The organism is Pseudomonas sp. BYT-1, from assembly GCF_023611805.1.
GTDB classification, from domain to species: Bacteria; Pseudomonadota; Gammaproteobacteria; order Pseudomonadales; family Pseudomonadaceae; genus Aquipseudomonas; species Aquipseudomonas guariconensis.
Genome location: NZ_CP072559.1, coordinates 1,820,458 through 1,832,609 on the forward strand (window position 1 = coordinate 1,820,458; position 12,152 = coordinate 1,832,609).

Genomic DNA, 12,152 nt, shown 5'->3' on the forward strand with positions numbered 1-12,152 from the left:
TCCATGGCTAGCATTCCAACCATTTCTTTCGACGCCATCATCATCGGTGGCGGCGGTGCCGGCATGCGCGCTGCGCTGCAGCTGGCCCAGGGCGGTCACAAGACTGCCGTAGTCACCAAGGTCTTCCCGACCCGTTCGCACACTGTATCCGCCCAAGGCGGCATCACCTGCGCCATCGCTTCGGCCGACCCGAACGACGACTGGCGCTGGCACATGTACGACACCGTCAAAGGTTCCGACTACATCGGTGACCAGGACGCTATCGAGTACATGTGTCAGGAAGGCCCTGCTGCGGTCTTCGAACTGGACCACATGGGTCTGCCGTTCTCGCGTACCGAAACTGGGCGTATCTACCAGCGTCCGTTCGGTGGCCAGTCCAAGGACTTCGGCAAGGGTGGCCAGGCCGCCCGTACCTGCGCCGCTTCCGACCGTACCGGTCACGCGCTGCTGCACACCCTGTATCAGGGCAACCTGAAAGCAGGCACCACCTTCCTCAACGAGTACTATGCCGTTGATCTGGTGAAGAACCAGGACGGCGCTTTTGTCGGCGTGATCGCGATCTGCATCGAAACCGGCGAAACCCTGTACATCAAGTCCAAGGCTACCGTACTGGCCACTGGCGGTGCGGGCCGTATCTACGCCTCGACCACCAACGCCCTGATCAACACCGGTGACGGTGTCGGCATGGCCCTGCGTGCCGGCGTGCCGGTGCAGGACATCGAAATGTGGCAGTTCCACCCGACCGGCATCGCCGGTGCCGGTGTACTGGTCACCGAGGGTTGCCGCGGCGAGGGTGGCTACCTGATCAACGCCCACGGCGAGCGCTTCATGGAGCGTTACGCGCCGAACGCCAAAGACCTGGCTGGTCGCGACGTCGTCGCCCGTTCCATGGTCAAGGAAATCATCGCCGGCAACGGCGTGGGCCCGAACAAGGACCACGTGCTGCTGAAGCTCGACCACCTGGGCGAGGAGGTGCTGCACAGCCGCCTGCCAGGTATCTGCGAACTGTCCAAGACCTTCGCTCACGTTGACCCTGTGGTCGCGCCGGTTCCGGTCATCCCGACCTGCCACTACATGATGGGTGGTATCGCCACCAACATTCATGGCCAGGCCATCACCATGGACGCCGAAGGCAAGGATCAGATCATCCCAGGCCTGTTCGCTGTAGGTGAAGTGGCTTGCGTATCGGTTCACGGTGCCAACCGTCTGGGCGGCAACTCGCTGCTGGACCTGGTGGTCTTCGGCCGTGCAGCTGGTCTGCATCTGGAGAAGGCGCTGACCGAAGGCGTCGAATACCGCGACGCCAGCGACACCGACGTCGACGTAGCCCTGAACCGCCTGAACAAGCTCAACGAGCGCACCACTGGCGAAGACGTTGCCAGCCTCAAGCGCGAGCTGCAGAGCTGCATGCAGAACTACTTCGGTGTATTCCGTACTGGCGAATACATGCAGAAGGGTATCGCTCAGCTGGCTGGTCTGCGCGAGCGTATTGCCAACGTCAAGATCAACGACAAGTCCCAGGCCTTCAACACCGCGCGTATCGAAGCGCTGGAGCTGCAGAACCTGCTGGAAGTCGCCGAAGCTACCGCCATCGCGGCCGAAGCCCGTAAAGAGTCTCGCGGTGCTCACGCCCGTGAAGACTACGAAGACCGTGACGACGAGAACTGGCTGTGCCACACCCTGTACTACCCGGGTGAGAAGCGCGTTGCCAAGCGTGGCGTCAACTTTGCGCCGAAGACAGTTCCTGCCTTCGAACCGAAAGTCCGGACTTACTAAGGGTGGCCGCTATGTTGCAAGTCGAAGTTTATCGTTACAACCCGGATACCGATTCGGCGCCGAAGATGCAGACCTTCCAGGTCGATACCGGTGGCAAGGATCTGATGGTCCTGGACGTGCTGGCACTGATCAAGGAGCAGGACGAGGGCTTCTCGTACCGTCGCTCCTGCCGTGAAGGCGTTTGCGGTTCCGATGGCATGAACATCAATGGCAAGAACGGCCTGGCCTGCATCACTCCGCTGTCGTCGGTGGTCAAGGGCAACAAGCTCGTTCTGCGCCCGCTGCCGGGTCTGCCGGTCATTCGTGACCTGGTCGTCGACATGAGCATCTTCTACAAGCAGTACGAGAAGGTGAAGCCGTTCCTGCAGAACGACACGCCGGCCCCGGCCATCGAGCGTCTGCAGTCGCCGGAAGACCGCGACAAGCTGGACGGTCTGTACGAGTGCATCCTGTGCGCTTGCTGCTCGACCTCCTGCCCGTCGTTCTGGTGGAACCCGGACAAGTTCCTGGGCCCCGCCGCGCTGCTGCAGGCCTACCGCTTCCTGGCCGACAGCCGTGATACCAAGACTCAGGAGCGCCTGGCGTCCCTGGATGACCCGTTCAGCGTATTCCGCTGCCGCGGGATCATGAACTGCGTAAACGTTTGCCCGAAAGGTCTGAACCCGACCAAGGCAATCGGTCACGTACGTAACATGCTGCTGCAAAGCGGCACCTGATTCAAAAATGTTGCACCTGCAGTAAGCCGAGGTGCGGGCGCTGAGCCCGCACCAAGGTAAAACCCGAGCAAGGGCCCACAAAGCCCGCGCTCATTACCTATGAAGATATGAGACCAGCAGGGGCTTCCGGGCTGGTACCCGGAAAATCAGCAGGATCCAGGTGGCGTGGTTCAGTCGCTGTGTTCGGACTTTTCCAGGTTTGCTGTGGCTTTTGCCGATCAGTCCCCTAACCGAGGGTGACCAAGCATGCAAGAAAGCGTGATGCAGCGCATGTGGGAAAGCGCCCACCTTTCAGGTGGTAACGCTGCATATGTGGAAGAGCTTTATGAGCTCTACCTGCACGACCCTAACGCTGTGCCAGAAGAGTGGCGCACCTACTTCCAGAAGTTGCCCGCCGACGGCAGCACCGCTACCGATGTATCGCACTCTACAATCCGCGACCATTTCGTACTGCTGGCAAAGAACCAGCGCCGCGCCCAACCGGTATCCGCCGGGAGCGTGAGCAGTGAACACGAGAAGAAGCAGGTTGAAGTTCTGCGACTGATCCAGGCCTATCGTATGCGCGGCCATCAGGCTGCCAAGCTCGACCCGTTGGGGTTGTGGCAGCGTCCTGCGCCCGTAGACCTGTCGATCAATCACTACGGCTTGACCAATGCCGACCTTGATACGACCTTCCGTACCGGTGACCTGTTCATCGGCAAAGAGGAAGCGAGCCTACGCGAAATTTTCGATGCGCTGCAGAAGACATATTGTCGCACCATCGGCGCCGAGTTCACCCACATCGTCGATTCCGAGCAGCGCAGCTGGTTCCAGCAGCGTCTGGAAAGCGTTCGTGGCCGTCCTGAATTCTCCGCTGACGTGCAGACTCACCTGCTCGAGCGCGTCACCGCGGGCGAAGGCCTGGAAAAGTACCTGGGCACCAAGTACCCGGGGACCAAGCGTTTCGGCCTCGAGGGCGGCGAAAGCCTGATCCCGATGCTGGACGAAATGATCCAGCGCTCCGGCTCCTACGGCACCAAGGAGGTCGTGATCGGCATGGCCCACCGCGGCCGCCTGAACGTGCTGGTCAACACCTTCGGCAAGAACCCGCGCGAGCTGTTCGACGAGTTCGAAGGCAAGAAGATGAACGAGCTGGGCTCCGGTGACGTGAAGTATCACCAGGGCTTCTCCTCCAACGTGATGACCCCCGGTGGCGAAGTCCACCTGGCCATGGCGTTCAACCCCTCCCACCTGGAAATCGTCTCGCCGGTGGTGGAAGGTTCGGTGCGCGCCCGCCAGGACCGTCGCAACGACACCGTGGGTGACAAGGTTCTGCCGATCTCGATCCACGGTGACGCTGCGTTCGCCGGTCAGGGCGTGGTCATGGAAACCTTCCAGATGTCGCAGACTCGCGGTTTCAAGACCGGCGGGACCGTGCACATCGTGATTAACAACCAGGTTGGCTTCACCATCTCCAACCCGCTGGACTCGCGCTCCACCGAGTACGCTACCGACGTCGCCAAGATGATCCAGGCGCCGATCCTGCACGTGAACGGCGATGATCCGGAAGCGGTGCTGTTCGTCACTCAGCTGGCTATCGACTATCGCATGCAGTTCAAGCGTGACGTGGTCATCGACCTGGTCTGCTATCGTCGTCGCGGCCACAACGAGGCCGACGAGCCGAATGGTACCCAGCCTCTGATGTACCAGCAGATCAGCAAGCAGCGCACCACCCGTGAGCTGTATGCCGACGCGTTGATCCAGGCTGGTCGCATCGATGCCGAGCGCGCCCAGGCCAAGATCGACGAGTACCGCAACGCCCTGGACAACGGTCTGCACGTGGTCAAGAGCCTGGTCAAGGAGCCGAACCGCGAGCTGTTCGTCGACTGGCGTCCGTACCTGGGCCATGCCTGGACTGCGCGTCACGACACCCGCTTCGACCTCAAGACCCTGCAGGACCTGTCGGCCAAGCTGCTCGAGCTGCCGGAAGGCTTCGTCGTCCAACGTCAGGTCGCGAAGATCTACGAAGACCGCCAGAAGATGCAGGCCGGTGGCTTGCCGATCAACTGGGGTTACGCAGAGACCATGGCTTACGCCACCCTGCAGTTCGAAGGTCACCCGATCCGCATGACCGGCCAGGACATCGGTCGTGGCACCTTCTCGCACCGCCATGCGGTGTTGCACAACCAGAAGGACGCCAGCACCTACGTACCGCTGCAGAATCTGTTCCCGGGCCAGCCGAAGTTCGAGCTGTACGACTCCTTCCTGTCGGAAGAGGCGGTACTGGCCTTCGAATATGGCTACTCCACCACCACGCCGAACGCGCTGGTGATTTGGGAAGCCCAGTTCGGTGACTTCGCCAACGGTGCCCAGGTCGTGATCGACCAGTTCATCACCAGTGGCGAGCACAAGTGGGGTCGTCTGTGCGGCCTGACCATGCTGCTGCCGCATGGCTATGAAGGCCAGGGTCCCGAGCACTCCTCGGCGCGTCTGGAGCGTTACCTGCAGCTGTGCGCCGAGCACAACATCCAGGTCTGCGTACCGACCACTCCGGCTCAGATCTACCACCTGCTGCGCCGCCAGGTCATCCGTCCGCTGCGCAAGCCGCTGATCGTCCTGACGCCTAAGTCGCTGCTGCGCCACAAGCTGGCCGTCTCGACCCTGGAAGATCTGGCCGAAGGTTCGTTCCAGACCGTGATCCCGGAAATCGACACTCTCGATCCGGCCAAGGTCGAGCGCCTCGTGCTGTGCAGCGGCAAGGTCTACTACGATCTGCTGGAAAAGCGCCGTGCCGAAGGCCGCGAAGACATCGCCATCGTGCGTATCGAGCAGCTGTATCCGTTCCCTGAGGACGACCTGGTGGAAATCCTGGCGCCTTACACCAACCTCAAGCACGCGGTCTGGTGTCAGGAAGAGCCGATGAACCAGGGCGCCTGGTACAGCAGCCAGCATCACATGCGCCGTATCCTGACCCGCCACAACAAGGCGCTGGTCCTGGAATACGCCGGTCGCGACGCTTCCGCCGCGCCAGCCTGTGGCTACGCTTCGATGCACGCCGAGCAGCAGGAAAAACTGCTGCAGGATGCTTTCACTGTCTAACGCCTTCGCGCACCTGAAACCGAATTTAAGGAAACACTGATAATGGCTATCGAGATCAAAGCCCCAACCTTCCCGGAATCGGTCGCCGACGGCACCGTTGCCACCTGGCACAAGAAGCCGGGCGATGCCGTCAAGCGTGACGAGCTGATCGTCGACATCGAGACCGACAAGGTCGTCCTGGAAGTTCTGGCCACCGCCGACGGCGTGCTGGGCGACATCGTCAAGGGCGAGGGCGATACCGTCCTGTCCGACGAAGTCCTGGGTTCGATCGTTGAAGGTGGCGCTGCCGCCGCCGCGCCTGCCGCCGCCCCGGCCGCTGCTGCTCCGGCTGCCGCTGCCGCCGACGCTGGCGAAGAAGACCCGATCGCCGCTCCAGCCGCTCGCAAGCTGGCTGAAGAGAACGGCATCGATCTGGCTTCGGTTGCCGGCACCGGTAAAGGTGGCCGCGTCACCAAGGAAGACGTGGTTGCCGCCATCGCCAACAAGAAGGCCGCGCCTGCCGCCGCTCCGGCTGCCAAGCCTGCCGCTGCTGCTGCGCCAGTGGTCACCGCCGCAGGCGATCGCACCGAGAAGCGTGTGCCGATGACCCGTCTGCGCGCCAAGATCGCCGAGCGTCTGGTCGAAGCCCAGTCGAGCATGGCCATGTTGACCACCTTCAACGAAGTGGACATGACCGAAGTCATGGCCCTGCGCTCGAAGTACAAGGACCTGTTCGAGAAGTCCCACAACGGCGTACGCCTGGGCTTCATGTCGTTCTTCGTCAAGGCTGCCACCGAAGCACTGAAGCGCTTCCCGGCCGTCAACGCCTCGATCGATGGCAACGACATCGTCTACCACGGTTATGCTGACGTCGGCGTTGCCGTCTCCAGCGACCGCGGCCTGGTGGTTCCTGTCCTGCGCAACGCCGAATCGATGTCGCTGGCCGAGATCGAGAACGGCATCGCCACCTTCGGCAAGAAGGCCCGCGAAGGCAAACTGGCCATCGAAGAGATGACTGGCGGTACCTTCACCATCACCAACGGTGGTACCTTCGGCTCGATGATGTCGACCCCGATCGTCAACCCGCCGCAGGCTGCCATCCTGGGCATGCACAACATCATCCAGCGTCCGATGGCGATCAACGGCCAAGTGGTCATTCGCCCGATGATGTACCTGGCGCTGTCCTACGATCACCGCCTGATCGATGGCAAGGAAGCGGTAACCTTCCTGGTGACCATCAAGAATCTGCTGGAAGATCCGGCTCGTCTGCTGCTGGACATCTAATCGCGCAGCTGCAAGCTGCAAGCGGCAAGCTTCACGTCGAAGCTTGCCAGTCTTGCGGCTTGCAACTTGCCGCTTGAAGCTAAAAAGGAATCTTTTATGACCCAGAAATTCGACGTAGTGGTGATTGGTGCAGGTCCTGGCGGCTACGTGGCCGCGATCAAGGCTGCTCAGCTCGGCCTCAAGACCGCCTGCATCGAGAAATACACCGACGCCGAGGGCAAACTGGCCCTGGGCGGTACCTGCCTGAACGTGGGTTGCATTCCTTCCAAGGCCCTGCTGGACAGCTCCTGGAAGTACAAGGAGGCCAAAGAGAGCTTCAACGTCCACGGTATCTCCACTGGCGAAGTGAAGATGGACGTTGCTGCGATGGTTGGCCGCAAGGCTGGCATCGTCAAGAACCTGACCGGTGGTGTCGCCACCCTGTTCAAGGCCAACGGTGTTACCTCTATCCAAGGTCACGGCAAACTGCTGGCTGGCAAGAAAGTCGAAGTCACCAAGGCTGACGGCACCACCGAAGTCATCGAAGCCGAGAACGTGATTCTGGCCTCCGGCTCGCGTCCGATCGACATTCCGCCTGCTCCGGTCGACCAGAAAGTCATCGTCGATTCCACCGGCGCCCTGGAATTCCAATCGGTACCGAAGCGTCTGGGCGTCATCGGCGCAGGCGTGATCGGTCTGGAGCTGGGTTCGGTATGGTCCCGCCTGGGTGCCCAGGTGACCGTCCTGGAAGCCTTGGACACCTTCCTGATGGCCGCTGACACCGCGGTTTCCAAGGAAGCCCAGAAGACCCTGACCAAGCAAGGCCTGGACATCAAGCTGGGCGCTCGCGTGACCGGCTCGAAGGTCAATGGCGAAGAAGTCGAAGTCACCTACACCGACGCCAACGGCGAGCAGAAGATCGTCTTCGACAAACTGATCGTGGCCGTGGGCCGTCGTCCGGTGACCACCGACCTGCTGGCTGCCGACAGCGGTGTGACCATCGACGAGCGTGGCTACATCTACGTCGACGACTACTGCGCGACCAGCGTACCGGGCGTGTACGCCATCGGTGACGTGGTCCGTGGTCTGATGCTGGCGCACAAGGCCTCGGAAGAGGGCATCATGGTCGTCGAGCGCATCAAGGGCCACAAAGCCCAGATGAACTATGACCTGATTCCGTCGGTCATCTATACCCACCCGGAAATCGCGTGGGTCGGCAAGACCGAACAGGCCTTGAAGGCCGAGGGCGTTGAGGTTAACGTGGGCACCTTCCCGTTCGCGGCCAGCGGCCGTGCGATGGCAGCCAACGATACCGGCGGTTTCGTCAAGGTCATCGCCGATGCCAAGACCGACCGTGTCCTGGGTGTTCACGTGATCGGCCCATCGGCTGCCGAGCTGGTTCAGCAAGGCGCGATCGCAATGGAATTCGGCACCAGTGCCGAGGATCTGGGCATGATGGTCTTCAGCCATCCGACCCTGTCCGAAGCGCTGCATGAAGCAGCGCTGGCTGTGAATGGCGGCGCCATTCACGTCGCCAACCGTAAGAAGCGTTAATTATAAGAAACCACGGCGGGCTGCCCGTCGTGGGTCTTGCGTGCAAGACTCACCGCGGAACGTCCGCCGGACCGGATCACACGGGAAACCCGGGGTCAACGGTCACAGGTGGTGCGGCGCCAGTGATGGCGCAGCGCCGAAGCGCAGTACCTAACGAAGACGGTAAAAAGCATGAATCTTCACGAGTATCAGGGTAAACAGCTGTTCGCTGAATACGGCCTGCCAGTTTCCAAGGGTTTCGCAGTCGATACCCCTGAGCAAGCTGCAGAAGCCTGCGACAAGATCGGCGGTTCCGAGTGGGTCGTAAAGGCCCAGGTCCACGCTGGTGGTCGCGGTAAGGCGGGCGGCGTCAAGCTGGTTCGCAGCAAGGAAGACGCCAAGGCGTTCGCTGCACAGTGGCTCGGCAAGAACCTGGTCACCTACCAGACCGATGCCAACGGTCAACCAGTTTCCAAGATCCTGGTCGAATCCTGCACTGACATCGCCAAAGAGCTGTACCTGGGCGCTGTAGTCGATCGTTCGAGCCGCCGTATCGTGTTCATGGCTTCCACCGAAGGTGGCGTGGACATCGAGAAAGTCGCTCACGAAACTCCCGAGAAGATCCTCAAGGCTACCATCGATCCGCTGGTCGGCGCTCAGCCGTTCCAAGGTCGTGAACTGGCGTTCCAGCTGGGTCTGGAAGGCAAGCAAGTTCAACAGTTCGCCAAGATCTTCGTTGGCCTGGCCAAGCTGTTCAAGGATCACGATCTGGCCCTGCTGGAAGTGAACCCGCTGGTCATCAAGGCCGACGGCGACCTGCACTGCCTCGATGCCAAGATCAACATCGACGCCAACGCCATGTACCGTCAGCCAAAGCTGAAGACCTTCCACGACCCGTCCCAGGACGACGCCCGTGAAGCCCACGCTGCCAAGTTCGAACTGAACTACGTTGCCCTGGAAGGCAACATCGGCTGCATGGTCAACGGTGCCGGTCTGGCCATGGGTACCATGGACATCGTCAACCTGCACGGCGGCAAGCCGGCCAACTTCCTCGACGTTGGCGGTGGTGCTACCAAAGAGCGCGTTACCGAAGCGTTCAAGATCATTCTGTCCGACAGCAATGTCGCGGCCGTTCTGGTCAACATCTTCGGCGGCATCGTTCGTTGCGACATGATTGCCGAAGGCATCATCGGTGCAGTGAAAGAAGTCGGCGTTAAAGTTCCGGTCGTCGTTCGCCTCGAAGGCAACAACGCCGAACTGGGCGCTAAAGTACTGGCAGAAAGCGGTTTGAACATCATTGCGGCAACCAGCCTGACCGACGCTGCTCAACAAGTTGTCAAAGCTGCGGAGGGCAAGTAATGAGCGTCCTGATCAATAAAGACACCAAAGTCATCTGCCAGGGCTTCACCGGCTCGCAGGGTACTTTCCACTCCGAACAAGCCATCGCCTACGGCACCAAGATGGTTGGCGGCGTAACCCCAGGCAAGGGTGGCACCACCCACCTGGGCCTGCCGGTGTTCAACACCGTGAAGGAAGCGGTTGAGGCCACCGGCGCCGAAGCTTCGGTCATCTATGTTCCGGCTCCGTTCTGCAAAGACTCGATCCTGGAAGCTGCCTTTGGTGGCATCAAGCTGATCGTCTGCATCACCGAGGGTATTCCTACCCTCGACATGCTGGACGCCAAGGTCAAGTGCGACGAGCTGGGTGTACGCCTGATCGGCCCTAACTGCCCAGGTGTCATCACCCCGGGCGAGTGCAAGATCGGCATCATGCCAGGCCACATCCACCTGCCAGGCAAGGTCGGTATCGTTTCCCGTTCCGGCACCCTGACCTACGAAGCGGTCAAGCAGACCACCGACGCAGGTTTCGGTCAGTCGACCTGCGTTGGTATCGGTGGTGACCCGATCCCAGGCTCCAACTTCATCGATATCCTGAAGCTGTTCCAGGAAGATCCGCAGACCGAAGCGATCGTTATGATCGGTGAAATCGGCGGTTCTGCTGAAGAAGAAGCCGCGGCCTACATCAAGGCCAACGTGACCAAGCCTGTCGTTTCCTACATCGCCGGCGTTACCGCGCCTGCGGGCAAGCGCATGGGCCACGCTGGCGCCATCATCTCCGGTGGCAAGGGTACTGCGGACGAGAAGTTCGCCGCCCTCCAGGACGCTGGTGTCAAAACCGTGCGTTCCCTGGCTGACATCGGCAAGGCGCTGGCCGAGCTGACCGGTTGGGAAATGAAGAAGTAATACGCTTTACCCCCCACGCGCACAAAGGCCACCCTCGGGTGGCCTTTGTCGTTTCAGGGGATTACTTCCATCTTAATGACGTTACCCATGTCAGAGATCATCCCGCTCGAGATCAGAAGAGCGGATGAAAGAAAACTTCATGGAAGCATTGCTGAGTAGGAAACCCGAACCGGCCGTCCTGTTGGAACAGGTGAGGTGTACCGACATGCGTGCATTCGTCAACGCCGCATGGCAGGGTTTTGACCAACGCATGAAAGACCAGGGCGAGCCTGGGAGCAAGGCCATGTTGTGTGGCACGGTCGCTCATTTCAGTGAGCGTCTACGACTCAATGCCCCACATGAACCTGTTGCACTGGATGTCACGCGGGTGCGCTCGACAGCGGATCATCTGTATGCCACTTCGGGTTACAGCATCTGGTTTGCACCCCAGGGCTTCGAATACCCCCTATGGCTGTTCAACCGCGAATCCGACCGCCTGTGCAACGGTGTGAAGGTGGAGGTGACACACCAAGCGCCCGTGCTTGTAGACGGTGCTTGTAAGGTGGTGGCGCTATGCCCAGATGAACGGTCAGAGCGTCTGGTCTTCAGCTTGAACCTGCCAAACCCCGGCAGTGACATCGAGGTGTTCGACCGCACCACGCTGGCACGTATCGCCTGGTTTCCCGCCGATCCGCAGGTTTCGCGCTTTCTTGTGTGGCTCGATGCACTCCAGCGCATCGAGGATCCGTATCTGGAAGCTGTGGCAGGTGAGCTGATCTATCACCACCATTCGGCTGTCCGTTGGCGGGCTTTCGAGGTGTTGATGAGATTGGCTCCAGGGCATCTTGAGCATTATCTGAAGGTCCTTCGCTCACTATCCGACCCTGCACTCGACGACATGCTGTCGAACTACCTTGGGCAGGGGGCGGCATGAAACTGGATACATTCATCGAGCGACTCGAGCAGCGGGATCTTGAGCGAGAGCAGGACGCGATCAGCGCCGACCTTCTGGCGCTTGCGCAGAATCGCAGCCTGCTTGGGGAGTGCATGTATGAGCACATCCAGCAACACGCCTTCAGCCGCGGGGAGCAGGTGTACAGCCCGTACGGTTTTGCGTTGCATGCCTCGCAGTACGTCTCGCTGCGAATGACCTGCTGGTTGCCGGCCCAAGCGCAGGCTGAGCGGCAAACCTTCATCTATGGCGTGCCACATACCCATGATTTCGAACTGTATGCCGTGGGTTATCAAGGCTGCGGCTACCGAACCATGAAGTACCCGATACTCAATGCAGCGCAGGTCGACGCGCGGACCAGGCCTGTACTGGGTGAGCCTGAAGAAGTTCGCTTGAGCCCAGGCAAGCTCCTACATATGCGTGCCTTTGAGGACCTGCATTATCAGATTCCTCCCGAGGAGTTTTCCCTGTCGTTGGCATTGATGGTCGCTGTTCCTGCCGCGAGCCGAAATGGGCGGCAGGAGTGGTGTTTCGATGAGGAACTGCGGCCGATCTATTCGGGGCTTGGTTCGCAGGAGCAGCATATACACCAGCGCATCCAGGCGCTGTGGCAAGCACATCAATCCTGATGTA

Annotated in this window: 9 protein-coding genes; all 9 read left to right on the forward strand. The window is 60.6% G+C overall.

Features of this window, described 5'->3' with window-relative positions:
- The first annotated feature begins 3 nt into the window (after positions 1-3).
- The 9 genes from sdhA to J5X93_RS08320 all read left to right on the forward strand — a co-directional run bounded on the left by sdhA (position 4) and on the right by J5X93_RS08320 (position 12,148).
- Positions 4-1,776 carry a succinate dehydrogenase flavoprotein subunit gene (gene sdhA, locus J5X93_RS08280; RefSeq protein ID WP_043211425.1) on the forward strand — a complete coding sequence of 591 codons (1,773 nt, stop codon included), beginning with the start codon at positions 4-6 and terminating at the stop codon, positions 1,774-1,776.
- An 11-nt stretch (positions 1,777-1,787) separates the two neighbouring features.
- A complete protein-coding gene (locus tag J5X93_RS08285; RefSeq protein ID WP_043211423.1) occupies positions 1,788-2,492 on the forward strand; it encodes a succinate dehydrogenase iron-sulfur subunit in 705 nt (234 codons plus the stop codon).
- A 246-nt stretch (positions 2,493-2,738) separates the two neighbouring features.
- Complete coding sequence (locus J5X93_RS08290) at positions 2,739-5,570, forward strand: 2-oxoglutarate dehydrogenase E1 component (protein ID WP_043211421.1); 2,832 nt, start codon at positions 2,739-2,741, stop codon at positions 5,568-5,570.
- A gap of 42 nt (positions 5,571-5,612) precedes the next feature.
- The gene (gene odhB / locus J5X93_RS08295) at positions 5,613-6,833 is read left to right on the forward strand and encodes a 2-oxoglutarate dehydrogenase complex dihydrolipoyllysine-residue succinyltransferase (protein ID WP_043211419.1); all 1,221 of its coding nucleotides are present in this window, start codon (positions 5,613-5,615) and stop codon (positions 6,831-6,833) included.
- 96 nt (positions 6,834-6,929) lie between these two features.
- Positions 6,930-8,366, forward strand: coding sequence for a dihydrolipoyl dehydrogenase (gene lpdA, locus J5X93_RS08300; protein WP_043211417.1), 1,437 nt, complete (start codon positions 6,930-6,932; stop codon positions 8,364-8,366).
- A gap of 171 nt (positions 8,367-8,537) precedes the next feature.
- Positions 8,538-9,704 carry an ADP-forming succinate--CoA ligase subunit beta gene (sucC, locus tag J5X93_RS08305; protein ID WP_011534748.1) on the forward strand — a complete coding sequence of 389 codons (1,167 nt, stop codon included), beginning with the start codon at positions 8,538-8,540 and terminating at the stop codon, positions 9,702-9,704.
- The gene (sucD, locus tag J5X93_RS08310) at positions 9,704-10,588 is read left to right on the forward strand and encodes a succinate--CoA ligase subunit alpha (protein ID WP_043211414.1); all 885 of its coding nucleotides are present in this window, start codon (positions 9,704-9,706) and stop codon (positions 10,586-10,588) included. Before sucC ends, sucD begins: the two co-directional genes overlap by 1 nt.
- Before the next feature lie 139 nt (positions 10,589-10,727).
- Positions 10,728-11,501: a hypothetical protein gene (locus J5X93_RS08315; protein ID WP_182941415.1), complete on the forward strand. Its 774-nt coding sequence runs from the start codon at positions 10,728-10,730 to the stop codon at positions 11,499-11,501.
- The gene (locus J5X93_RS08320) at positions 11,498-12,148 is read left to right on the forward strand and encodes a hypothetical protein (protein WP_043211410.1); all 651 of its coding nucleotides are present in this window, start codon (positions 11,498-11,500) and stop codon (positions 12,146-12,148) included. The genes J5X93_RS08315 and J5X93_RS08320 overlap by 4 nt, the downstream gene beginning before the upstream one ends.
- The last annotated feature ends 4 nt before the right edge of the window (positions 12,149-12,152 follow it).

Excerpts from the sequence above, each read along its gene's own strand:
- sdhA (WP_043211425.1), top strand. The coding sequence starts at position 4 with ATGGCTAGCATTCCAACCATTTCTTTCGACGCCATCATCATCGGTGGC.
- J5X93_RS08285 (WP_043211423.1), top strand. The coding sequence starts at position 1,788 with ATGTTGCAAGTCGAAGTTTATCGTTACAACCCGGATACCGATTCGGCG.
- J5X93_RS08290 (WP_043211421.1), top strand. The coding sequence starts at position 2,739 with ATGCAAGAAAGCGTGATGCAGCGCATGTGGGAAAGCGCCCACCTTTCA.
- odhB (WP_043211419.1), top strand. The coding sequence starts at position 5,613 with ATGGCTATCGAGATCAAAGCCCCAACCTTCCCGGAATCGGTCGCCGAC.
- lpdA (WP_043211417.1), top strand. The coding sequence starts at position 6,930 with ATGACCCAGAAATTCGACGTAGTGGTGATTGGTGCAGGTCCTGGCGGC.
- sucC (WP_011534748.1), top strand. The coding sequence starts at position 8,538 with ATGAATCTTCACGAGTATCAGGGTAAACAGCTGTTCGCTGAATACGGC.
- sucD (WP_043211414.1), top strand. The coding sequence starts at position 9,704 with ATGAGCGTCCTGATCAATAAAGACACCAAAGTCATCTGCCAGGGCTTC.
- J5X93_RS08315 (WP_182941415.1), top strand. The coding sequence starts at position 10,728 with ATGGAAGCATTGCTGAGTAGGAAACCCGAACCGGCCGTCCTGTTGGAA.
- J5X93_RS08320 (WP_043211410.1), top strand. The coding sequence starts at position 11,498 with ATGAAACTGGATACATTCATCGAGCGACTCGAGCAGCGGGATCTTGAG.